This is a genomic window from Streptomyces sp. NRRL B-1347 (assembly GCF_000720325.1).
GTDB lineage: Bacteria > Actinomycetota > Actinomycetes > Streptomycetales > Streptomycetaceae > Streptomyces.
In genome coordinates, this window is the sequence record NZ_JOJM01000002.1 from 34270 (window position 1) to 57998 (window position 23729).

Below are 23729 nucleotides of genomic sequence, written 5' to 3' on the forward strand. Positions count from 1 at the left end.
CTCTCAAGCACGGGTCCGGTCTGCCCGGAATTACGTACGGGCCGCCGCGAGGTGACGGGTGAGCCCCTCGACGTCGGCCCAGGTGGCGGGGTCCGCGCCGTCGCCGAAGCGGTAGTGCAGCGCGGGCTCGGTCACCGGTCCGAGCGGGGTGGGCCGGTGCGGCAGCGGTGTGCGGCGGGCGTGGTCGATGCCCACCGCACGGACATCGGCGGCGCCCAGGGTGAAGGAGACGGGGGCGGGCGGGTGCTCCAGGTGCGCGGGGACCGTGAGGTCGGCGCGGGCCGGGTGCAGCGTGACGAGCATGGTGCGCAGACCGTGCCGGCCCACGAGGACCTCGGCGAGCGGCTCGATCGCGTCCAGGGGCGCGGGCGCACCGGCGGCGAGGCCGAGGGCGAGGGTGACCTCCTGGGCGACGCCGGTCCTGGTGCGCTCGACGCGGAGGGTGGCGAGCGCGGGCCGGTCCGGGTGGCCGACGACGAGCAGATGGCTGGGGTGCGGGGCACGGTCGCGGGCCAGGGCGGTCAGCTGCCGCGGCGACCAGGGCAGGTTGATGGGCTCCGCGGTGCCCCACCCCGCGGGGGCGTCGCCGGTGAGGTGCCGCCAGGCGGCCTCCAGGCCACGGCCCAGGACGAGGTCGGGGTCCGGGGCGTGGTGCGTACGGAAGGAGACGGTGAGCTGCCGCTCGCCGGTGGCTCCGGGCGGTGCGAAGGCCTCCGCCGCGGTGGCCTCGCCGTCCTGGTCGAGGCCGGGGGCGAAGGTGCCGTCCTGCCAGTGCAGCACGGCTCCGGACAGGCCGTCGTAGTAGCCGTGTTCGGGGTCCTGGACCACCCAGCGGTTCGGCGGACCGGTGAGGGCCGTGCGCAGGGGCAGGCTCAGTCGGGCGTGCGGCGGCGTGACGATGTGCAGGGCGCGCCCGGAGGTGACGGTGGTGCGCAGCACGTCGGAGAGCCACGCGGTCAGCGCGACGACGGGCCGGTCCACGATGACGACGGCCGTGGAGTCGGTGAGGACGTCGACGGCGGGCAGGGCGCCCTCGGGAGCCGGGGCCGCTGTGACCCCGCCGTCGTCGGGGGTGTCGACCACCCGGACGGTGGCGGCGTCCGGCGGCCAGGTGGTGCCGCCGAGCAGCAGCGTGAGGCGGCCGCAGAACGACCCGGCGAGCTCCTCGGCCTCCGGTACGGCCGTCGAGGCACGGGCCTCGGTCCACCAGAACGGCACCTCGGGCACGGGCACCTGGGGGCCGAGGAGGCGCTCGGCCTCGCCCGGGGTGTGGACGATGACGGGCGCCTCGACCGACACGAGCGGTCGGCCCGTCGGCGTGCACAGGTGGATGACCGCGTCGTCGGCACTCGTGCTCACGCCCAGTTCCGGGCCGCCCGCGTGGAGTCCGGCCAGAAGGGCCATCGGGTCGGGCATCGTGGGCGTCAGGGCGATGACGTCCTTGGTCACGGCGTCTCCTCGGCGGAGTTCTCCGCGGTCAGGGCTGTCTGGACGAGCCGGGGGCGGCGGCCGCGGCGGATGAGGGTGCCTCGGCCGGGCGGTTGCGGGGAGGGGTGGACACCGGGGAAGAGCTGGCCTTCGCTGCGGTCGCCGGCCATCAGCAGGGAGGTGGCGCCGGTCTCGCGCAGGGCGGTCAGGAAGGGCTCGTACAGGGCGCGGGAGGCCCCGGCGGCGCGGCGGGCCACGACGAAGTGCAGGCCGATGTCCTGGGCCGAGGAGATGTAGGGCAAGAAGGGGGCCAGGGGCTGCTGGCCCGCGGTGGTGAGGATGTCGTAGTCGTCGACGAGGATGACGATGCGAGGGCCGGTGAGGGCGGGGTCGCCGGTGTCGGGCGTGTCGGGGTCCGCGGTGTCCGGGAGGCGCTTGTCGAGCTCGCCCGCGATGCCGGTGGCGAGCGCGGCCGCGAGCTTGGCGTTGTGGGCGTAGCCGCCGCGGTAGGGCTCGGGGACGTGGCCGCGCAGGCCGCGGCGAGGGTCGAAGACGCCGAACACCAGCTCCTTGTCCCCGTACCGCGCGATGAGCTGCCGGGTGATGAGCTTCAGGAGGTTGGTCTTGCCGCACTCGTTGTCGCCCAGGACCAGCAGGTGCTGGTCGCGGTCGAAGAGGTCGAGGTGGACGGGGCCGAGGGTGTCCTGGTCGACGCCGATCGGCAGCCGGTCCGGCTCGGCGGAGGGCGAGGGCAGCGTCGCGGCGGGCAGGCTGAGCGGCAGCACGCGGACGGGGGCGGCGAGTTCGCCGTGCCAGGTGACCCCGATCGTGCGGGCCGCGTCCTCCAGGGCGGTGCCGAGGTCGCTCGTCCCGGTGCCGCCGTCGGTGCGGGGCAGCGCGGTCTGCGCGAAGAGCTTGCCGTCGGTCAGGACCCGGCCGGGGGTGCCCGTCGTGACCGTCTCGGCGAGCTTGCGGTCGATCGTGGAGTCGGTGGGGTCGTTCAGGCGCAGCTCGACGCGGGTGCCGAAGAGGGACTGGGTGGCGATGCGGACGTCGTTCCAGCGGAGCATGCCCGCGACGACGTGGATGCCGTAGCCGCCGCCCCGCTTGAGCAGCTCGGCGACGGCGTCGTCGAGGTCGCTGAACTCCTCGCGGAGCGCGCCGAAGCCGTCGACGAGCAGGACGAGGTCGGTGGAGCCGAGCTCGGGAAGACCGCCCTGGGCGCGCAGGCGGCGCAGCTGGTCGAGGGAGTCGATGCCGTGCTCGCGGAACAGCTCCTCGCGCAGGGCGAGCTGGGCGGTCATCTCGGCGACGGTGCGGGCGAGGCGCTCGCGGTCGGCACGGGACGCGACGCCCCCGACGTGCGGAAGGCCCGCGAGCGCGCCGAGGCCGCCGCCGACCAGGTCGAGGCCGTACACGGCGACCTCGTCGGGGGTGTGGGTGAGGGCGAGGGACAGCGTCAGCGTGCGCAGCAGCGTGGTCTTGCCGGACTGGGGGCCGCCGATGACGGCGACGTGGCCGCCCGCGACGTTCAGGTCGAGGAGCCACTGCCCCTGCCACTGCTTGGCCGGGTCGTCCAGGACGCCGAGCGGCACGCACAGGCGGCCGTCGGACCGCACGAGGTGCAGACCGCGCCCGGAGACGCCCAGCGGTCCGGCCGCGGTGTCCAGGGCGACGGCGTCGGGCAGCGGCGGCAGCCAGATGCGGCGTACGGGCGGGGCGGCGACGGCGAGCTGGTCGACCATCGTGGACATGACGGTGGGACCGGTCTCCCGCTCGCGCGCACCGGTCTCGTGGCCGGTGGCGGTGTCCCCCGCGGGCGTGTTGAAGGCGGAGTAGGCCCAGGCGCGCGGCCGCTCGTCGGCGGTGTCCCGCGGGACGGGGCCGCGCCGGGCGCCGGACACGTAACCGGCCTTGAAGCGCACGTACGTCGACGTGTCCACCTTCAGATAGCCGAACCCGGGCAGCGGCGGGAGCTGGAAGGCGTCGACGGTGTCGAGGACGGTCCGCGACTCGTCGGCGGAGAAGGTGCGCAGGCCGAGGCGGTACGACAGATACGTCTCCAGGCCCTTCAGCTTGCCGCTCTCGATGCGCTGGCTGGACAGCAGCAGGTGTACGCCGATGGACCGGCCGATCCGCCCGATGGACAGGAAGAGGTCGATGAAGTCCGGCTTGGCGGTGATCAGTTCGCCGAACTCGTCGATGACGACGAACAGATGGGGCAGCGGTTCGAGCCCACGGCCCGGCTCCTTGGCGCGCAGCGCGGCGTAGTGCCCGATGTCGGCGACGTTCCCCGCGTCCTTCAGGACCTGCTGGCGTCGGGTGATCTCACCGGCGAGGCTGGTGTGGACGCGCTCGACGAGGTCGGCCTGGTTCTCCAGGTTGGTGATGACGCCCGCGACGTGCGGAAGGCCGGTGAAGGGGGCGAAGGTCGCGCCGCCCTTGTAGTCGACGAGGACCATCGCCAGGTCCTCGGGCGCGTGCGTGGCCGTCAGGGCGAGGACGAGGGTGCGCAGGAGTTCGCTCTTGCCGGACCCGGTGGCCCCCACGCACAGCCCGTGCGGGCCCATGCCGAGCTCGGCGGACTCCTTCAGGTCGAGCAGGACGGGTTCGTGGCGGTCGTCGACGCCGATGGGGACGCGCAGGAAGTCCCGTTCGCCACGGGGCGCCCACAGCTCACCGAGGTCCAGGCCGGCCGGGTCGTCGACGCCGAGGAGCGCGGGGAAGTCGACGGGGCCGGAGACCGGGGTGCCTTCGGCTGCGGACTCGGGGGTGAGGCGGAGCGGCGCGAGGAGGCGGGCCAGGCCTTCGGCGCCGGGGACGCTCACCGTGTCGGCAAGACCCTGGGACCGGCGGCCCTCGGAGCCCCGGAGGTCCTCGACAGTGACCTGATCGCCGTCGACGGTGATGCGGACGCTCACCTCGTCCGGCTCGTGGATCTGCTCGGCCAGCAGGTGCAGCACGGTGACGCCCATGTCCGCGAGCCCGACGGCGGCGTCCGGGCGGGGAAGTTCGACCGCCGTCCCGCCGTGCACGTCGCTGACGACCAGCATCCGGTCGGTCATGCGCAGCGCCCGCCGGTCCGAGAGGCCACGCCGCACCTCGGCGGCGTACGCGGCGCGGCGGCGCAGGTCGGGTGCGCACAGCCGGGCGAGCGCGTCGGGGGCGGGGGCGATGCGGCGCACGGCGGCGGGGTCGTCGTACGACTCCGGGGCGGCGTCCGGATCCAGCACGTGGGGCAGCCACTTGGCCCACTCCCAGTCGGCTATCCGGTCGCCGGACACACCGAGCGCGATCGCCACGTCGTCCGGCGCGTGCGTGACGGCCGCCTGCACGAGGAGCGCGCGAGCCACCCGCAGCACGCCGTCACGGTCACCGATGACACTGACGTTTCCCGCCCGGTCGAGCGGCACGGTCAGCGGGAAGTCCGGCGCCACGGTGAACCGCGCCTGCAGGGCGCGCGCCTCGTTCAGCATGAACGGGTCGGGCGGCGTGAGCACGCCGCTCCCGCTGTTCTGCCCGATCACGACGTCCTGGGCGGGCACGTCGCCGGTGCCGACGCGCACGTCCAGGAAGTCGGCGTCGGCGCGGCGGCGCTCCCACCGGCGGGCGGGGTCCCGGGCCAGGTCGTAGAGGGCCGGGGGCGGGGGGTTGAGGAGGCGCGCCCGCGCCCGGGCGTCCCGTTCCCTGCCGCCGAGTTCATGGCGCTGCTCCTCCACGTACTCCAGATACCGCTCGCGCTGCGTACGCCGGGTGCGCTGGGCCTTGCCGCGCTGCGACAGGAACAGGGCGACCGCGCCGAGCAGCGCGAAGACCAGCACCACGGCGCCGAGCGCGGCGAACTGGCTGGAGCGGATCACGGTCATCATCACGACCGATCCCATGACGCCCGCCATGGGCAGCAGGGCGGTGGCCGCGTTGCCCATCTTGCCCTCGGGCAGGTTCGGGGGCGGCTCGATGACGTGCTGGGCGGGGGCGGCCGGGGGACGGGTGGAACGGGCCGGGCGGTGGACAAGGCGGTGGGTCATCGCGGGCTCCCGGCGGACTTCATGCACCTGCGTCGGGTCATCGTGGCCTCACCGCACCCGCACCGCGCGCCGCATCGCCTCGGCGGCGAGCCGGGTGACCGCCTGCCTGCTGGCGTCGGCGAGCCGGGCGGGATCGATGGCGCCGCCGCCGGCCAGATGCCGGTCGTACGGTACGGCCACGACACAGGCCCCGGACTCCCGCAGATGTCCGGCCGCGGCCCTGGCGTTCAGCGTCATGTCGGGTGAGGTGGCGGTGAGCGCGACGACGGTGGTGGCGAGGGCCGAGTGCGGCAGCTGCCCGAGCCAGTCGAGGACGAGCCGTGTCCCGCCCACGCCCTCGGGCGTCATCGGGGCGACGACCACGCGGGCGTGCGCGGTGTCCATGGCGGTCCGCGCGACCTCGCCCGGCAGCGTCTCGCAGTCGACGACGGTCATGGCGAAGTAGCGGCGCAGGGCGAGCGTGACGGTGCGGTACGTCGCCACGTCCAGGGGCGCGCCGACCTGCCCCTGGCTGCCGGGCAGCAGCCAGCCGCCGTCGCTGACCGGCACCAGATAGCCCGTGACGTCGGTGAGCTGCATGGCGGGCGTAAGGATCCTGGCGAGGTCCCCGCACGCCCACCGGACCGACTCGGCCCCCATCCGCACGGGCAGCGTGCCGAGCGCGGCGTCCGCCTCCAGGGCGAGCACCGGATCGTGCCGGTAGTGCGTGAAGGCCCGGCTGAGCAGCGCGGCGACGGTCGTCTTGCCGACGCCGCCCCGGATGGAGGTCACGGCGAGGACGCGCCCGGTGGTGACGGGCTGCTGGATCTCCTGCGCGGTCCGGGACTCCTCGGCGACCTCCTGCGCGGCGGACGCCGTGAGTCTGCGGAGCGTACGCCCTGTCCGCCGAAGGGCGGAGTCACCGTGCTGGGGGCGGCCTCGGGCCAGGGCGAGGCGGGGGTCGAGGGTGGGGGGGGGGTGGGGGGCGGGGCGCGCCGGGACGGCTGCGGTCGGCGCGGGGGCGGGGTCACGCGTCGGGGTTCCGGGCTCCGGGGCCGGGAGGACCGGAGAACTCTCCGGACCGGAATCGTCCGTCGCCGCGGAGGCGACCGGCGTGCTCACTTCCGCCGTGCGCACCACGACCGTGCCCGCCGCCGAACCGGCCGTACCCGGACGCGCGTCACCCGGGCCCGCGTGCGTGCTCAGCTCCCGCAGCACATCGCGCTGCCAGTCCCGTCTCTGTGTCATGTCCCCGCTTCCTAGGCGAAGGTGTCGAGCAGGCGCCCGTACACACCGAACACGCCGAGGAGCAGCGGTACGAGTGCGATCACGGCCATCGACTCCAGCAGGTCCCCGACGCGTCGCAGCCGCACGCGTACGTGCTCGGCGGGGCGTACGGCGAGGACGAGCAGCGGCGTCGCCGTGAGCCCGGCGAGCAGCGCGAGCGGCCCGGCCGCGCCCGCGTGGTCAAGCCACACCCAGGCGAGCCGCGCGACGACGACGCCCGCAGCGGTCAGCAGGGCGGCCACCTCTCCGACCAGCGGGAAGGCCCGCGCCCGCAGGGCGAGCACCAGGGCCGTCGCCACGGCGAGGAGCACCGGCCACACCGACGCCTCGCCGAGCACGAGCGCGGCGGCGACGGCGGCGGACCCGGCGAAGACGAGGCTCGCAAGGGCGAGACCGCGGTGCGTGGCCGCGAGGGCCACGCCGACCCGGTACCGGCTGACCGACGCCCCGGCCGACCGCCGGTCGTCGAGGCCGGAGAGACCGGAGGTCATCAGGGCGAGCCGCGGCAGCACACCCAGCGCGACCACCGACAGGACGGCCAGCACGGCACCCACCCGCGCCGCCCCGTCATCGCCCTGCACGCTCAGGGCGATCTCCCACGCCAGCACGCACCCGACGAGCGCGCCGGAGCCGACGAACGCGCCGCGTCCCAGCGGCGTGCACCACCCGAGGAGCAGCAGCGCGACGGCGAGGGCTCCGCCCGTGCCGGCGAGGCGCGCGGCCGCCGTCCAGCCGTCGGCGTCCGCGAGGCACCAGGCGCCCAGGGCACCCAGGGCACCGGCCGTGGTGATCAGCGTGGCGGCGAGCGGCGTACGCCGCAGCCGCGCGCACAGCAGACCGCCGAGCCCCGCTACGACGGCCGCCCCCACAAGGCCGGCGCCCGCCCGGTCGGCAGCGAACTCCTGGCGGGCCAACACCCCGGCGACCAGGACCCATACGACCCCGGCGACCCCGCAGAGCACGCTCCGCGCTCGTGGCCCCCAGCGCCAGCCGCGCACATCCATGTCGTCGGCGGCCTCATCGGTGACGTCGTGCACGACCGGCGCGGAGGGCGCGTCCTCCGCTCGCACCAGCCGCAGCACCGTCCCGTCGGCGACGCCAGCGGACTCCAAGGTGGCGTCGGCCGCGATCGCGTTCCCGTCGACCCCGACGAGATACCGCAGTTGAGGCTGCTCGCCCACCCGATCGCCGAGCAGTCGCAACACCTCGGGCAGCAGCAGTCCGACGGGCTCCTGCGAGGGCAACACGAGATCCACGCGCCGCCGCTCCCCCACCAGGGTCACCCGGCTCAACGCCACCGACCCTTGGCTCCCCATACGGCCCAATGCCCGCGCAGATATCACAAGTTCGAACCTATCACCGAGAAGAGGAAGTCAAAGTGGGCGATTCAGCCGCACCGGGCGAAGAAGAATGCGGAACAGACGACGAGACACCCGGCTTCTCCTTCATCACCCGATTGGAGACGAAGGACCACCCCACACAGCCCGCACACAGCACGGCCGCGATCACGATCCCTCCGAACACCTTCCCCAACCGCTCATCCACAGACCGCCGTTGCCGCTCCCCTCCTAACAACAACGCGTCCCGAAGCCGCCGCCGCCGAACGGCAACGGACTCCAGCAACTGACTGTCGTAGTCCTGGGCTGCCATAGCGCTCCCTCACCCTCTCTCTGCACCCGGCCCCAGCGAGAGTGAACAATCACTCGGGCGGCGTGGGCTGCTCCACCCCATCCTCGAAGAGGTACGCGTACATCCCCTGCAAGTAGTCGTACAGGGCATCCTCGTCCGGGAACTCGACGTCCGTCAGCCGCTCGTAATCACCAATCGTGGCACTGCGCTCCCGCAGCAGGTCAACGAATCCCTTGCGCACCCCGTCCACAAAAGGATCACCGAAGGCCATCAGGGTGGGGCGCAGCGCATCATGCGCCTCGTAGGCCTGCTCGTAATGCAGGTAAGTCTTGATGAATCTCTCGAGTTCCGTATTCACGCAACTCCCTCTCTGTGCATACCCCAGTGCCCTAGGGGTGGCGACCAGGGGCTGGATTCGGATACATCGTATGCAGCTCCCAGCGCCCGTTCTGAATGTGATAGATCGCCTTGATCGTCCCACCGGTGAAGTCAACCGGTAGGAACTCACTCGGATTTGCCGGATCTCGATAGAATCCGGTAAACCTCTCGTGCCCCTGAGGCCCCAATATATCTGCAATCGGCATCTCAGAGGGAGGAGCGCCCTGTCGAAGTTGATTCCGGAAGTAGGCGTCCGCGATGACCATGTCCTCCGCGTCATCGAATCTCGTGGCGTAGGGACCGACCCGATGGGCCCGACCACTCACACCGTCCGTGGTGGTACCGGTCAATGGGTCAATGTTGTTCTCCGACTTCAGCAGCCCGGGTGCTCCTGAATCGGGGCCGTAGACCTTGGGCGCTCCGTTGGCATCGGTCTTCACCGTACCCAGACGGTCGATCAGGGCTTGGTCATTCGGGTGGAGGTGGCGCCCAGGCGCATGCCCTTCACCTCCCTGACGGTCGTCCAGCTCCTTGATGCGGTCGTCCACGGCCCGCGGCTCCAGGAGGGAGTGCTCCCCTGCGGGCATGCCTTGCGGGAGGGCGCCGTTCCCGTCGCCAGGACCACCGGTGTGCGGCGCGGCTCCCGAACCGTGAGTAACGCCGGAGGTCGGATCAGAGCCACCACCCGAAGCGTGTGCGCTGTGCGATTGGGGTGCAGCACCGGCCCCTCCGTGGTGCGACGAGGAGGCGTGATCCGCCGAGGGCGCATGGCTGTCGTGCACCCCGCCCCCCGGCGCGCGCGAACCGACCTCGCCCACAACACCAGGAGCCGTGTCACCGCCGGGAGGACTGCCACCGACTCGGCGCACCGCGTCGTCACCCACGTGCGCTCCGGCCAGCACCGGTTCACGCTCAGGAGCGCGCACGTTGAGTGGCGCCTCCCCACTGGGCACGGCAGCCCGCTCTCGTGAGGGGAGTTCCGACGGGGCGTCCTCCGCCTTTTGGAGAACTTTCCCGTGCTGGTCAAGCACCGTCCCATCGCTCGCCAGATAGACCGTGCGGCCCTTGTCGCCGACATACGGCACCGCGTCCTGAGGCACAGCCTCAGGACGGACGGGAACCCGCACGCCGTCGCCCGCCAAGTGATAGGAGCTGTTCCCGAAGTTGAGCCGCGCTCCTGCCCGGCCGCTCCTCAGCTGCCCCAGCACGTCCCCGACCTTGGTCACCCCGAACTGGACGCCCTTCGCCGCGTACGTGAAGGGGTCCACCGCGCGGCCGAACTTGCTGACTCCCGAGATCGTCTTTGCCATCGCGCCGCCCTTGGCGGCGGTCCCGGCGCCGCGCGTCGCCAGGATGGTGAGCGCGTTGAAGCCGACCAGGCCCGCAGCCCGCGCCGGGTTCTTGCTCCACTGGTCGTAGGCGATCAGGCCCTTGCCGGTGTCGACGACCGCCCGGCGGGAGTCCCGCAGCCAGCTGGGAAGTTGGTCGTCCCTGGCCATCCAGAAGACACCGGCCGCCGGTCCGACGCTGAGCGTCAGCCCGGTGGCGAGCTTCCCCAGGTTGGTCCACGCCTCCCCGGCCGCGCCCCAGCCGTCCGCGCCGCCCAGCGTGCCCAGCGCCTTCGCCGCACCGCCCAGGCCGTCCACGAAGAAGCCCTTGCCGACGTCCTTCGCCTTGTGGAGCAGCCAGTCGACGCCGTCGCGGTCCTTCTCGACCGCCCCTCCCCAGGGAAACGACTCGGCCTGGTCAAGCACCTCATCGGTGTAGCCGTACGTGTCGCAACTGGTGGTGCCGTCGCTGCTGGGCCTGAGCTGGACGCCGTCGACCAGTCCGGTGATCTTGTTGTGGCAGTCGATCTCGGCCGCGCGGAAGGCCTGGGTGGCGGCCTTGACCTCCTCCACCAGCCGGTTGTTGTGCTCGCGCTTGTCGTCGTCCTTGCGCCAGTCGTCGTCGGTGGAGACCTCGTCGATGTAGAAGGCGCTGGCCTCGGTCTGGAGCTCCTTGAGCTTCTTCGCGATCGGCCGCACGTCGGACGCGTAGGTGCTCAGCGCCTGCGCCACCTTCTCCAGGTCGTCGGCGAAGGCGTCCGTCTTCGTCTTCACCGGCTTCGTCGTGGCGAACAGCTGCTCCGCCTCCGGCGCCTCGTAGAACGCCGAGAGCCCTTGGAAGTCGGAGTGCACGTCCGATCCCCCGTCCCGGAACCGCGATGCTTCGCGGCGCAGGTCCGAGACGTCTCGCTCCAGCTGCTCCAGATCACCGGTGAACTGCGGTATCGCGTTCGGGTCGATGGGCTCGTTGCTCACTTCTCGCCGCCCCCGCCAGCGCCGTTGCCGCCAGGCATGTCGGGCACGATGCCGTTGATGGCGTCACGGTTCCTGCTCGCGGCCATCTTCAGATCGCCCTCCACGTACTCCTTCGTGGCCAGGTGCGCGCCGAGCAGGGAGCTCGCGGCGCGGCGCGAGATGTACTCCAGGTCCTCGTTCCACTGCCGGGCGAACACACCCAGGGCGGAGCCCACCGGGCCCTGCTTCCCGCCCCCCTTGCCGGGCTTCCCGTCCCCCTCGTGCCCGCCCTCGACGATCGTGCCCGCCGAAGCCGCCGCGCTCGGCAGCGTCTTCTGCATGTCACGGCCGGCCTTCGCCATGCGCTCGGCCGAACCACCGGCCCGCATCAGCACGCTGCTTACTCCACCGGGCTGGATGTCCCAAGCCGTCACTGCACGCCCCCTCGATCCCCAGCGACCGGGCCGCGTCGCGCTGCTCGGCCCGGCCCACAAACGTCTGACAACCGGCTGACAACCGGCCTCGGCTCAGCCGATGTTGTTGACCGCCGCCCGTGCCCGCGACAGCGTCGTCTGGGCCGTGCCGTCGTTCTCCTCCAGCGTCGAGCGCACGAGGCGGATGATCTCGCGGACCTCGTTGGCGGCCTTGTTCCAGCGGACTTCCTTGCCGTGGTACTCGTCCGAGACGCCGTCGGCCTGGTAGTCGGCCATCGCCGCCTTCACCGCGCGGTCGCGGTCGCCGAGCACCCGCTCCAGCTGGCCGATGATGATGTGCAGCCCGCCCTGTACGTCGGCGGAGGCGCCGGTGTCGTACGAACGCCGGTCCTGGTTCCCAGCCATGCCTGACAACTCCCCGCAACAGTGGAATGTGGAAGGTCGGGCCCTGCGTCGGCCCGCGTGCGGCTGCCGCTCAGCCGGAGAAGCGCGCCGCCTGGAAGTTGGCCGCGCCCATGTTCCGCTGCGCGTTGTCGGACTGCTCCTGCGTGCCGGTCGCGAACGCCTCGTCCATGCCCGCCTGGCCGCCCAGGATCGACCGCAGCGAACCGTTCAGCGCCGCCGTGATCTCGTCCGCGCGCAGCTTGAAGGAGTCGAACGTCGCCTTGCCCGCGCCGTTGAACTTCCCCTCCAGCGGCTCCGCCGCCGACACCAGCGCCCGGATCAGCGCGCCCAGGTCGTCGCTCGACCCGGAGGTGTTCTTGCCGAGGACGGCCAGTGTCGTCTCGCCCATGTCGAACTTCATGCACCCAACCCCCGCTTCAACTCGCCCGGCACACAACCGAAGTGCGCCTCCGGCGCCACGGCCTGCTCACGCAGCGCTCATGCCTCATAGCTCATCGAACATACTTCCCGACATTTCATTGCAAGCGCAACGCAGTTGGGGGCTCGGTGGCGTGATCCCGCCACTCCGCGGAGCGGGTCCGCGCCGCGTGAGCACCGGCGTCCCGGCGGTCACTCCTCTCACCACGGGGTCGGGGACGACTCCTTCGTACGGGCACTATGGCCAAAAGTGTGCGGCGAGTGAGCGGCGCGGCTTGCGGCGTTGGCTTGTTTGCGGCTGCGTCGAGGTGGGTCGGTGGGGGCCGGGGGTCCGTGGCCTCGCGATGCCTGGCCCGTGCGCGGGGCCCTCAGGGCACCCGGCGCAGCATGCACCACGTGCGTGGGCCCCCGGACGGCAGGGTCAGGTCGGACGTGACCTCGAAGCCGAGGCGTTCGTAGAAGCGGACGTTGGCCTCGGCGGAGGTTTCCAGGAATGCTGGTACGCCGTCCCGTTCCGCCGCCTCGATGCCGGGGCGCAGTACCGCACGGCCCAGGCCGGCGCCCTGGCGGTCCGGGTCGACGCCGACCGTGCCCAGGAACCACACCGGTTCCGTGGGGCGGTGCGGGCGCAGCGCCGCCTCGGCCTCCTCGTACGCCTGCGCGCGGTCTCCGGCCAGTTCCGCGAAGCGGGGGGCCAGGCCGGCGAGCACGGCCCCGGCGTCCGCCGTGGCCGGGGTGGTCCACGCGGCCACGGCCGCTCCGCCCCCGGCGACCCACACCCGGCCGTGATCCAGGCCTATCCGCGTCAGGAACAGCTCCTGCAAGCCCTCCACGCGGCGTATGTGGTCGTCGGCGGCCACCGTGTGCCGGGTCCAGGGGTAGTCGGCGAAGGCCCGCCCCAGGGTGCGGACGGCCCGGGGGACGTCCTCGGAGGTTGCCGGGCGCGCGGCGGCGTCGCTCCGGTCGTCGCGGTCGTAGTCGTAGTCGTCGTCGCGGTCGTAGTCGTCGCGGTCGTAGTCGTCGTACTCGGGCACCACGTTCTCCCATCGGCCTCGTCCGTACGGTAAGAACGATCGGGAGCGCCTCTGTGTCCCCGGCCCCGGCCCCGGTGGCACGTGTCTCACGTACCGCGGGGGAACGAGACCTCCACGCGGCGGTTCTTCTTCCGCCCCTCCTCCGAGCCGTTGTCGGCGATCGGGTAGTCCTCGCTGTAGCCGCGCACGGAGTACGTGACCTGTGGGCCGAGGAAGCTGGCCAGGCGGTCGTGGACGGCTTCGGCGCGGTCCTTGGAGAGCTTCTTGCCGTGGGCGTACGAGCCGAGGTTGTCCGTGAAGCCGAAGACCCGGACGTCGGTCGCCTTCTGGGCCTTCGCCTCGTCGGCGATCGCCTCGATGCGGGCGTCCGCCTCGGGGTTGAGCTTCGCGCTGTCCTTGGGGAAGAGGACCTCGGCCTGCAGCGCGAACTTCACGTCCGTGTTGGTGTCCTCGCGGCGCTCCTCACCGCCCAGGTCCTCGACGACGGACTTGATGTCCAGCACCTTGGCGGGCGCGAGCGTCGCCCCGTCGGCGAGCTTCAGGCCCGGGCTGTTGGAGTCGACCTCGGGGGGTGGGGAGGTGGTGGAGGTGCCGCCGGGGGGTTTGCTGGGGTCGTCGTCGGCCCAGACGGGGGTGGGGGCGAGGAGGAGGGCTGCGGTGAGGGTGGTGGTTGTGGCGAGGGTGCGAGCACGGGAGCACGGCATCGTCACTGGCCCCCGGCGAGTTCGATGGGAGCAGGTGGCATGGCTCCCACCTGGAACGACATCTTGTTCGTCGACTCGGGTGGTGCCGGGAACTGGGCGTACCACTCACTGGTCTGGCCGGGCTTGACGCCGCCGGTGAACTTGGTGCAGAGGCAGCGGCCTTCCGTGTCGCGCAGCACCAGGTACCGCTTCTTGCCCTTGCCGTCGACGAGGTTGGCGCCAGCCACGGATGAACCGTTCTTGTTCAACTCGCGTTCTTCACCGCGCCAGTTGGCTGCAGCGAAGAACCGGTTGCCATTGTTCGTGACCGTTCCGGACACCGTCACGAAGCCGCCCTCGTCGCGCACCGCCGACTTGATCGTGAGGGTGATGCTCTCCTCGCCCTTCACCTCGGCGAGCACTTCGTCCGAGGACTGTTCCTGCCCCCCGTCCTCGCCCTTGTCCTCGTTGTCGTCACTCTGCTTGCCGCCTTGATTCTGGTTCGTCGAGCCCGACGACGAGTTCTCCTTCTTGGAGTCGTCACCGCCGTCCTCGCCACCACCGCAACCGGCCACCGCGAGGACCAGCCCAGTCGTGATCGCCACCGCGGTCATTGCCCTGCGGGTCGTCATGGTGCGCCGAAGCTTCATCTCAACGGCTTCCTTTTCTTCTCTGTGATCGCTTGTTCTTCTGTGGTCGCTTGTCACTTGGCCAGGTGTACGGAGAACAGCACCGACGCGTCCGGCAGGTCGTCCAGGTCGAAGTCGTCGGGGTCGATTTCGATGGGGTCTTCCTCGCCGTCGCAGACGAATTGCACGATGTCCTCGGAGTCGGCCGGGGGGTCGACCGGCGGATCGGCTGGCTGATCGGCCGACGGGTCCGCCTCGCAGCGGGGCTTGATGACGGCGGTCGCCTCCGCCCTCGCGTGCTTCGTCTCCGTACCCGGGATGATCGAGTCGCCGACCGTGTAGTTGGTCGTGACCTCCACTTGGTAGCCGGGGTATCCGTTGACCTCGGCGTTTCCGAAGCCTGTGACCTTGGAGTCGTTCTCCGCGGCCAGCGCGTCGGCCGCCGCCTCCGCTCCCTCCCCCGTGAACAGGTCGCCGCCGAGCCAGTCCAGCCACTCGTCGTCGCCTGCCTGGATGGCTTCGCCCAGGCCTTCGAAGAGCTCGTCACGCGAGTCCTGCGCCGCCGCCAGCGCGGCCGCGTCCGCCGCTGACTGCGCGCCGTTGCGGGCGGACGCCGCCTGAGCGAACGCGAAGAACGCAAACGCGACGAAGAGCAGAATTCCGGTCAGCCAGATATAGATCGGAAGCGTCTGCCCCGTGTCACGGCGCAGTCGGTTACGAATCAGCCTCCGATGACGTCGGATACGGCGTCCTGAATCGCGCCGGAGATCTGCCCGTCGAGTCCGAGACCGTCGATGAGAACGAAGATCCCGGCAATCAGAATCATCAACCCCGCATACTCCACGAACCCCGCCCCCCGGTCCCCCTCGCTCCCCCGGGCCCGCCGTACCCGCGCGGACACCGTCAGGGTCCACATGACCCACGCACCCAGTACGCGTTCCTTCAGCATGACGGACGACCTTTCTCTTCCACCGGGTACCGATACCGACTACGTGACCGACTATCACAACCACTGCCCCAAGAGAGCCCCCGCGCAACCGACTTCCCGTCCGGCGCGCAGGTTGGCCTATTTCGCCGGCCTCACTGGGTATCGAATGCCTCATCGCCGCCCTTCCCTTCGGGAGGGTCCCATACGCGGTTGCATCAGCAAGGACATTTGGTGAAGCTCACCGCCCCAGAATCGAGCCGAAGTCGGAACCGGAGCCCAGGAACATCCCGGCGGCGATCAGGATCATCGTCGCCGGAAGCATGAACACCAACGTCACCAACGTCGCCTTGGGGATCGTCTTCGCCGCTCTGCGGCGGGAGTTCTGGGCGTCCGTGCGGCGCATGTCCGTGGCGAGTTGGATGAGGGTTTCGGCGATGGGGGAGCCGAGTTCCTCGCCCTGTTGGAGGGCGGAGACGAACTGGGCCACCTGTTCGGAGGAGTTGCGGCGGCGGAGTTCGTCGAAGGCCTGGCGGCGGCTGACGCCCATGTCCATCTGGCGCAGGGTGATGCGGAGTTCGTCCGCCCACGGACCCTCGTACTTCTCGGCCACCCGGTCGAGGGCCTGGCGGAAGCCCAGGCCCGCGGAGACGACGACCGCGAGGACGTCGAGGAAGTCGGGCAGGGTGCGGTCGATGACCTCGCGGCGTTCGCGGACGGCCTGCCAGATCAGGGCGTCCGCCGCCATCGCGCCGAAGACGAACGTCATGGCGGCGAACAGCGGCTGGCCGTTGGTGAGGAAGACCAGGCCGAGGACGAGGCCGAAGACGCCGTACACCGCGCGGCGGGCGGCGTAGCGGTCGATGGTGAGGCCGCCGGGGTTGCCCGCCATGTCGATCCTGCGGCGCTTGGCCGCGACCCGCTTCGGGCCCATCAGGCGCAGGACCAGCGGCGCGAAGCGCATGCCCAGGCGGTCCACGGCCCCGCCCGCCGCCGAGACGCGGGTCGCGCCGACCTCGAGGGCGACCGCCAGGTCGGGCGGCAGCTTCGCCTCGGCGCGGTACATGCGGATGCCCTGGCAGGCTCCCGCGACGGCCAGGCCCATCAGGAGGGCGATCAGCAAACCCGGCACCGTGACCCCACCTCCCCTCAGACCTCGATCTTGCCCAGGCGCCTGATCACGAAGAAGCCCACCGCGTACAGGCCCAGCGAGATCAGGATCAAGGTCTGCCCCAGGGGCGAGCCCGTCACGCGCTCCAGCGCGCCCTCGTTCGAGGAATTGATCAGCAGGAGCGAGCCGAGGCCGAGGAGCGGCACCGTGAAGGCCGTGGCGTGGACCTCCGAGAGCATCGTGCGGACCTCGCGCCGCGTCTCCTTGCGGTCCTCCAGGGTCTGGGTGAGGTTGCGCAGGGAGTTGACGACGGAGCCGCCCGCTTTGTTGGACAGGACCAGGGTCGTCACCAGCACTATCAGTTCGCGGGACGGGAGGCGCTGGGCCAGCTCCTCCAGGGTGTCGTCGATCGAGCGGCCCACGGTCAACTGGTGGGCGACGTGCGAGAGTTCCTCGCCAGCAGGAGATTCCAGTTCCTCCGCCGCCATCGCCAGGGAGGTGCGCAGGGCCAGGCCCGCGGCCGTCGCGTTGGCAAGGATGCGGGCGACGTCCGGGAGCTGGTTGATGAACGCCTCGATGCGCTTCTGCCGCTGCCAGTTGAGGAAGATGACCGCTCCCCAGACCGCCACCACTCCCGCGATCGGTCCGAAGAAGGGGGCCAGGGACGCCGCCGCGATCAGCCACACGGCCGCCACGACGGCCGTGACGTACGTGAAGAACTCGCCGGGCGTCAGGTCCAGGCCCGTCGCCGAGAGCCGCAGGTGGAGTTCGCGGCCCAGGCGGGTGCGGCGCAGCCTGCGGTCGACCGCCGTGAAGCGGCGCCTGCGCGCGCCGCTCTCCAGGGCCGCGGGCCCGCCATCGGCGGACAGGCGGTCCACGAGCGCCTGGCGCTGCGCGCGCCCGGACGCGTACGTCTGGACTCCGGCGACGGCGAGCGTGCCGGTGAGGAGCGTGGCGCCGAGGGCCAGGAGCGTGGGGTTGTTCATGGGGTGTCCTCAGGTCTCCTCTGGTCTCCTCAGCCGATCGCTTCGCGCGTGTCGAGTACGTCGATGGCCTCGGCCACGCCGTACGCGGGCGGCACCGGCTCACCGGCGACGTACAGGCGCTCGGCGACGGGGCGCGGCAGCGGCAGGTGCTCGAAGTAGCCGTGGACGACCCGGTCGGGGCCGACCGGGTGCGGGACGAAGCGGGTGACGGGGGCGATGCGGAACTGCTGGCGGCCGTGCGAGACCAGCAGCACGATCTCGGCGACCTTGCGGGAGCCGTCGGCGTGCCGGGCGAGCTGGACGACGACGTCCACGGCCGAGTTGATCTGGTCGCGCAGGGCCTCGAAGGGGACCTGAACCTCCGACATGGAGCCCAGGGTCTGGAGCCGGGTGAGGGCGTCCTCCGCGGTGTTGGCGTGGACCGTCGCCAGGGAGCCGTCGTGGCCGGTGGACATGGCCTGGAGCATGTCGAGCGTCTCGCCGCCGCGGACCTCGCCGACGATGATGCGGTCGGGGCGCATCCGCAGGGAGTTCCTGACCAGGTCGCGGATCGTTATCTGCCCCTTGCCCTCGACGTTCGGCGGGCGGGACTCGAGTCGGATCACATGGTCCTGCTGGAGCTGGAGTTCGGCCGAGTCCTCGATGGTGATGATGCGCTCGTGGCCCGGCAGGAGGCCGGAGAGGGCGTTGAGGAGCGTGGTCTTCCCCGAGCCCGTGCCGCCGCTGACGATGAGGTTGAAGCGGGCCCGCACGAAGGCCGCGAGGAGCATCAGCATGTGCTCGTCGAGGGAGCCGAGGCCGATCAGCTCCGGCAGCGTGTACGCGCGCGGGAAGCGGCGGATGGTGAGGGTCGCGCCGGTGAGGGCGAGCGGCGGGATGATGACGTTGACGCGCTCGCCGGTGGGCAGGCGCGCGTCGACCATGGGGTTCGACTCGTCGACGCGGCGGTTGACCGTGGAGACGATGCGTTCGATCGTCTGCATCAGCTGGTCGTCGGAGGCGAAGCGGAGCGGGAGCTGCTCGACGCGGCCCGCGCGCTCCACGAAGATCGAGTCGGGGCCGTTGACCATGATCTCGGTGATGGACGCGTCGGCCAGGAGCGGTTCCAGTACGCCGAGGCCGAGGGCCTCGTCCACCACGCGCCGGATCAGGTGCGCCCGCTCGGACGCGGAGAGGACGGGGCCCTCGCGGCTGATGATGTGGCCCAGGACCCGCTCGAGGCGGACCCGGCGGTCGGCCGCCGACAGGGACGACATCTCGGCCAGGTCGATCTCTTCGAGCAGCTTCGCCCGGTAGGTGGCCACGAGGCCGTCGTCGCGGTTGGGCGCGGCGGCGTCGGCGGGCGGCGCGATGCGGGAGCGCAGGCTCATGCGGGGTCAGCCTCCTGTCCCGGGGGCACCGGGCTCTGCCGGGTCGTCGTTGGGCATGGTCACGGTCTTCTTGACCTCCCAGTCCGTGTCCACGAAGGGCAGGAGGGTGGGCACCTGGACGGTGACCGTGGCGGTGGTGGTGTCGCCGCCGCCTCCGACCGATACGTCCGCGTCCAGGCCGGAGTCCATCGCGGCGTACCCCGCGGCCTCGCCGCCGGTCCCCTCGCGGGACTCGACGCGGGCGGCCGCGCGGGCACCGGAGCCGGCCTGGTTGGCCGCGTAGCCGACGAGGCCGAGCTGGATGGCGGCGAGGCCCACGAGCAGGAGGACGGGCAGGAAGCCGGCGAACTCCAGCATGGAGACGCCCTTGTCGCCCCGGGGGCGGCGGCTGGCTCGGGCGAGGGCCCGTGCGGGCGCGCGCCTGTCGCCGTGGCCCCGTCGTAACGCCGGGCTCCTCACGGCGTCACCTCCCGCTCGTCCGCCGCTCCGGCCTCGGCCTTGACCGTCCAGCCCGCGTCCGTCCCGGGGAAGAACACGGGGACCTGGAGCTTCACCCGGGCCTTGATGACGTCGCCGTCCTGCCCGCAGGAGATGTCCGCGCTGCCCTGCCACGCCGAGGGCAGGCGTTTCTGCCCGGCCTGTGAGCAAGCCCCGGCCACGTCGCCGTCCACGGCGGTCGCCGCCGCGGCGGCCCGCGCCGCCTCGTCCGCCGCGTTCCCCGCCAGGGAGTACGAGTAGCCGTACAGCGTGCACTGCCACAGGATGCCGAGGACGGCGAGGAGGAGCGGGAACATGCCCGCGAATTCGAGGGTGACGGCGCCGCGGTCGGACTTCGTGGCGCGGCGCAGGCCGCGGCCGCCCTTGCGGCCGCCCCCGGCCTCCGGCTCCACGAGGCCCAGTTCACCGGCCAGCCCCCACAGCGCCTGCTTGACGGTGGACTTGGCGTCGAGGTCGTGCAGACGGCCCGCGTCGACGGCGGTGTGGAGTTCCTTGGGGACGTCCGGCACGGTCGTGCGGGCGGCGCGCGTGCCGGTGACGCGGGCGACGAGGGACGGCTGGATCTCGGTGCCGCGCGCGTGCCGGTTGACGACGGTCACCGTCTCCTCGGCCTTGCGGATCTGGAGCCGGTCCCAGAGCCGGACCATGCGCTTGGCGGCGCGTACGGCCACGACGTCCGGGGTGAGCAGGAGGACGGCCTGGTCGGCCATCTCCACGACGGCCGCGCCAGCGGTCGTGACGTACGTACCGCAGTCGACGACCACGACGTCGTACCGGCCGCGGAGCGCGTTGACGGTCTGCCGGGCGACGCGTTCGGTGATCTCCTCGCCGCGCTCGCCCTCGGCGGGGGCGAGGAGGAGGCCGATGCCGGTCTCGTGGGCGTAGACGGCGTCCTGGACGACGCGCGGCGTGAGGTCGCTGATCGCGGCGAGGTCGGCGACGGAGCGGCGGAACTGCACGTCGAGGTACGAGGCGACGTCGCCGGACTGGAGGTCCAGGTCGAGCAGGGCGGCGCTGCGGCCCGACGCCTGCGCGGCGAGGGCGAGCTGCACGGCCGTGAGGGTGGTGCCGACGCCGCCCTTCGCGCCGGTGACGGCGACGACCCGGCCGTTGCCCGCGGGCGCCGCGCCGGAGCCGGAGCCGTACAGCTCGACGGCGCCGGTGCCGAGGTGGCGCCGCATGCCGGTGGCCCATCCTGCCGCGGCCTGGACGCGCTCGGCCAGGGCGTCGTACGCGAGCGGGTAGGTGACGATGCCGCGCGCGCCGCAGTCCATGGCGGCGGTGAGCAGGGCCGGGCTGGTGTCGGCGGTGACGAGGACGACGCCGACGGCGGGGAAGCGCAGGACCAGGTCGCGGATGAGGTCGAGGGCCGGGGCGGGCGCGATGCGCTCGTGTACGAGGACGACTTCGGGCAGCTCGTCGACGGACTCGGCGGCGAGGTGGGCGAGGGTGTCGAGGAGCGCGGTGGAGTCGGCGACGGGCGCGGCGGGTTCGGCGTCCGGGAGCTGGGCGGCGAGCCCGCTCAGGGTGCGGGCGGCGTCCGGGTCGCCGACGGCGGGGAGGATGCGGATGGTCATGGGCGGCGGCCTCCCACGGGCCGGGCGAAGCCGGGGCGGGCACGGCGGACACCGGCGCGGACGAGGGCCTCGGGGGTGCCGGGCGCCGGTGGCGGCCACCCGCCGTGCGCGGCCCGCGGCGGACGGACGGCACGCGCGGAGTGCGCGGCACGCGCGGGGCGCACAGGGCGCGCGGGGTACACGGCCCGCGTGGGGCACGCGGGGTACACGAGGCGCCCGCCGAGCGGCGGCACCCCCGAGAACCAGCCGTGGCACCGGGCACGTGCCACCAGAACCGCGCGAGCCACACCAGCCAAGGGAACGTTCACAGCGGGCCCCCTACTTGTCCTCGTCCAAGGTGTACGTACGGTCCCCGCGCGGTACGTCCGCGTCGCCGCCCCCGCCGACCAGGGCGAGCCGGACGTGCGAGGCGAACGACTCGGCGTACGCGACGCGTTGGGCGTCCCGCGTGTCGAGGGCGAACGTGATGGGCACGGCCTCGTCGGTGCGGCGGCGGCTGCGGTCGTCGCGGTCGGGTTCGAGGGCCGTCAGCTTGCCGACGTCGATGACCCTGGCCTTCTCGACGATGACCTTCGACTGGTCCTTGCCGCGGTCGGTCTCGGCCTTGAAGGTGGCGTAGATGTTGACGGTCGAGCCGGGGGTGATCTTTCCGGCGACGCCGGTCGCCGCGTCGATCATGATGGCGATCTCCTGCTGGCCCGGGGCGAGCCGGGGCCGCTTCACGATCATGTCGCTCTGCAGCAGGGAGCCCTTCCGCAGCTGGGTGACGGCGATCTTCCCGCGGATCTCCCGGAGGTTGGTGACGGCGTTCTCCGACAGCCACCGCTCGGGCATCTCGACCTTCTTGAACTGGCCGGGCTCCAGCTCCTTGTACGGCGCGATGTCCGTCTTCAGCTCGTACGCCTCGGTCTCGGGGCCGACCTTCGAGTTCACGTCGCGGATGACCGAGAGGACGCCCGCGAAGGCGCCGATCGCGCACAGGACCGACAGGACCATCAGGATGACACCGCGGCGCTGGCGTGAGTTCATGGGCCGGACTACCTACCTCGTTCGTTCGTGCAGCGAGTGCGTGTGGCTTGCGTGTGGCTACGGACGGTGAGCGGGGTGGTGCGTGAGCCGGTGGGGCGCGGACGGAAGGGGGCCTAGGTGGCGCCGCGGGGCAGCAGCGCCCGCGCCCCGGTGGTCACCTCGGGCGTGGCGGCCCGCTCTGACGGCGGGAGCAGCGGCGCCGCGCAGAACGCGCAGCGGTCACCGATGAGTTCGAGACCGCACCAGTGGCAGTCCTCCCTCCGCACGGACGACACGAGTTGGTAGAGCACGGAGATGTCCGGGATGGCCGCGGCGAACTCGACGAGCTTGCCGGTGGCCCACCAGCGCGCGGACTCGGCGGGCAGCGGCACGTCGACGGCGCCCTGCGCCTGCCACACGTCGGCGAGCGTGTCGGTCACCCAGCCCGGGGCGAGCTGCCCCGGCGCGTACAGCAGCTTCGTACCGAACTCCGGCGCGGGCAGCACCGCGTCACCCGTCGCCTTCACCATCGCGGTCCGCGGCGCGGCGAGTACCGCGAACTGCGTGCCCGGAACCCATGACTTGGTGTGCGACCGCAGCGTGACGGGCACGCGGTCGAGCCTGGCGACGGACCCGAGCAGGGCGCCCGCGTAGATGTAGTGGCTGAGCAGCCGCGCGGCGGACGCGAGCACGCCGGGGCTGAAGTCGCAGATCGACAACTGCCGTAACTGGAGGGCCAGTACGGACAGCCCGAGCGGCGGCAGCTCGCTCCTGACGAACGCGATCCGCTCGCTCTCAAGCACGGACCGGATCGCGTGCAGCCGATGCCGCAGCGCCTGCGGCGCGGACGCCGGGCACAGCACGATCACGTACCCGTGGTACTCGATGAGCTGGTGCATCTCGGTGAGCGCCCGGTCGAGCGAGTACGTCTTCGGCGACTGGCCCGCGCTCTTCAGCACGGCGGCGGTCGGGGTGTGGCGATCGGGCGAAGGCAGCACCAGGTCCGGACTGGTGACAGCTATCGCGGTCGGCATGCGCACACCCCCGGCTCCGAGTCCTCACGCTCCCGTCCGCGCACGCCGACGTTCACGTGCGCCCCTAGCTGTGCACCATATCCACGCGGGGGCCGCGCTAACACCCAACTTCCCACTGTTCACCTATGGGTTGCCGCGACGCGCGCGCCTCCGGGCGGTGCATCAGGCGTTGCCCACGGCAGGGCAGGTGGCGTCCACTGGTGTCGGCGAGCAACAGGTCGAGGCAGCTGTGTGGTCCTCCTGTTCGCGCCACACAACGTGCGCCCCGTTCGCCACGAAGGGCCTCATTGCAGCCACCCGAAGAGATCACGACCTGGGATCGGCGAAGTACCCCAGAGCAATGAGGCAGACACCGGCACCCGCGACAACGACGGAATGGGCCACTCCGCCCCCCACGACCAGCAATGCACCACATCCCCATATACGCGGATTCCTGACAGTTCGCTGGAGCCAGTCCCCCGGCATACGCCCCAGAAGCAGCGCGTGAATACCGACCACAATCCCCAAAACCGCACCTCCCAGCAACACAAGAAGGAGCAGCAGCATCAACGCGCCAAACATGTACCCAAGACCCCTGTCACTCTGACGCCCACCCTCTACCCAGAAA

The 23729-nt window shown here is 71.9% G+C and carries 22 protein-coding genes; all 22 read right to left on the reverse strand.

The features are described 5' to 3' along the window. Positions 1–30: 30 nt before the first annotated feature. Positions 31–1449, reverse strand: coding sequence for a DUF6177 family protein (locus IG74_RS0101715; RefSeq protein ID WP_030668309.1), 1419 nt, complete (start codon positions 1447–1449; stop codon positions 31–33). Then, positions 1446–5456 (reverse strand): type VII secretion protein EccC, encoded by a 4011-nt coding sequence (locus IG74_RS0101720; protein ID WP_030668312.1) that lies wholly within the window; start codon positions 5454–5456, stop codon positions 1446–1448. Before IG74_RS0101720 ends, IG74_RS0101715 begins: the two co-directional genes overlap by 4 nt. 48 nt (positions 5457–5504) lie before the next feature. Then, complete coding sequence (locus IG74_RS53105) at positions 5505–6683, reverse strand: hypothetical protein (protein WP_030668313.1); 1179 nt, start codon at positions 6681–6683, stop codon at positions 5505–5507. A gap of 11 nt (positions 6684–6694) precedes the next feature. Next, positions 6695–8038, reverse strand: a complete 1344-nt coding sequence (gene eccD, locus IG74_RS0101730; RefSeq protein ID WP_030668316.1) for a type VII secretion integral membrane protein EccD — start codon at positions 8036–8038, stop codon at positions 6695–6697. Positions 8039–8078: 40 nt separating this feature from the next. Beyond that, a complete protein-coding gene (locus tag IG74_RS53110) occupies positions 8079–8372 on the reverse strand; it encodes a hypothetical protein (protein WP_078868500.1) in 294 nt (97 codons plus the stop codon). Positions 8373–8421: 49 nt separating this feature from the next. After that, entirely contained in the window at positions 8422–8709 is a 288-nt protein-coding gene (locus IG74_RS0101735; RefSeq protein WP_030668319.1) for a hypothetical protein, read from the reverse strand. 31 nt (positions 8710–8740) lie between these two features. Continuing rightward, positions 8741–11032, reverse strand: a complete 2292-nt coding sequence (locus IG74_RS0101740) for a hypothetical protein (protein WP_030668322.1) — start codon at positions 11030–11032, stop codon at positions 8741–8743. Beyond that, positions 11029–11445: a DUF6507 family protein gene (locus IG74_RS0101745; protein WP_267885529.1), complete on the reverse strand. Its 417-nt coding sequence runs from the start codon at positions 11443–11445 to the stop codon at positions 11029–11031. The genes IG74_RS0101740 and IG74_RS0101745 overlap by 4 nt, the downstream gene beginning before the upstream one ends. A gap of 93 nt (positions 11446–11538) precedes the next feature. Further along, positions 11539–11850 carry a pore-forming ESAT-6 family protein gene (locus IG74_RS0101750; protein WP_030668329.1) on the reverse strand — a complete coding sequence of 104 codons (312 nt, stop codon included), beginning with the start codon at positions 11848–11850 and terminating at the stop codon, positions 11539–11541. Positions 11851–11920: 70 nt separating this feature from the next. Continuing rightward, positions 11921–12250, reverse strand: a complete 330-nt coding sequence (locus IG74_RS0101755) for a hypothetical protein (RefSeq protein WP_030668332.1) — start codon at positions 12248–12250, stop codon at positions 11921–11923. Between the two features lie 385 nt (positions 12251–12635). Beyond that, the gene (locus IG74_RS0101760) at positions 12636–13169 is read right to left on the reverse strand and encodes a GNAT family N-acetyltransferase (protein ID WP_051854461.1); all 534 of its coding nucleotides are present in this window, start codon (positions 13167–13169) and stop codon (positions 12636–12638) included. 218 nt (positions 13170–13387) lie between these two features. Continuing rightward, positions 13388–14005 carry an OmpA family protein gene (locus IG74_RS0101765; RefSeq protein WP_030668338.1) on the reverse strand — a complete coding sequence of 206 codons (618 nt, stop codon included), beginning with the start codon at positions 14003–14005 and terminating at the stop codon, positions 13388–13390. A 2-nt stretch (positions 14006–14007) separates the two neighbouring features. Beyond that, positions 14008–14634, reverse strand: coding sequence for a hypothetical protein (locus tag IG74_RS0101770; protein WP_030668343.1), 627 nt, complete (start codon positions 14632–14634; stop codon positions 14008–14010). Between the two features lie 53 nt (positions 14635–14687). Next, on the reverse strand, positions 14688–15356 hold the full coding sequence (locus IG74_RS0101775) for a pilus assembly protein TadG-related protein (protein ID WP_324607483.1): 669 nt from the start codon (positions 15354–15356) through the stop codon (positions 14688–14690). Then, the gene (locus IG74_RS53115) at positions 15335–15529 is read right to left on the reverse strand and encodes a hypothetical protein (RefSeq protein ID WP_030668350.1); all 195 of its coding nucleotides are present in this window, start codon (positions 15527–15529) and stop codon (positions 15335–15337) included. Before IG74_RS53115 ends, IG74_RS0101775 begins: the two co-directional genes overlap by 22 nt. Before the next feature lie 250 nt (positions 15530–15779). Then, a complete protein-coding gene (locus tag IG74_RS0101785; protein WP_030668354.1) occupies positions 15780–16670 on the reverse strand; it encodes a DUF5936 domain-containing protein in 891 nt (296 codons plus the stop codon). A gap of 17 nt (positions 16671–16687) precedes the next feature. Next, positions 16688–17635 carry a type II secretion system F family protein gene (locus IG74_RS0101790; RefSeq protein ID WP_030668357.1) on the reverse strand — a complete coding sequence of 316 codons (948 nt, stop codon included), beginning with the start codon at positions 17633–17635 and terminating at the stop codon, positions 16688–16690. A 29-nt stretch (positions 17636–17664) separates the two neighbouring features. Further along, complete coding sequence (locus IG74_RS0101795) at positions 17665–19005, reverse strand: CpaF family protein (RefSeq protein WP_030668360.1); 1341 nt, start codon at positions 19003–19005, stop codon at positions 17665–17667. 6 nt (positions 19006–19011) lie between these two features. Continuing rightward, the gene (locus IG74_RS0101800) at positions 19012–19362 is read right to left on the reverse strand and encodes a TadE/TadG family type IV pilus assembly protein (RefSeq protein ID WP_030668363.1); all 351 of its coding nucleotides are present in this window, start codon (positions 19360–19362) and stop codon (positions 19012–19014) included. A gap of 98 nt (positions 19363–19460) precedes the next feature. After that, entirely contained in the window at positions 19461–21080 is a 1620-nt protein-coding gene (locus IG74_RS0101805; RefSeq protein WP_030668367.1) for an AAA family ATPase, read from the reverse strand. A gap of 318 nt (positions 21081–21398) precedes the next feature. Continuing rightward, on the reverse strand, positions 21399–22109 hold the full coding sequence (gene cpaB / locus IG74_RS0101810; protein ID WP_030668370.1) for a Flp pilus assembly protein CpaB: 711 nt from the start codon (positions 22107–22109) through the stop codon (positions 21399–21401). A 113-nt stretch (positions 22110–22222) separates the two neighbouring features. Then, positions 22223–23122 (reverse strand): hypothetical protein, encoded by a 900-nt coding sequence (locus IG74_RS0101815; protein WP_051854463.1) that lies wholly within the window; start codon positions 23120–23122, stop codon positions 22223–22225. Positions 23123–23729: the final 607 nt, after the last annotated feature.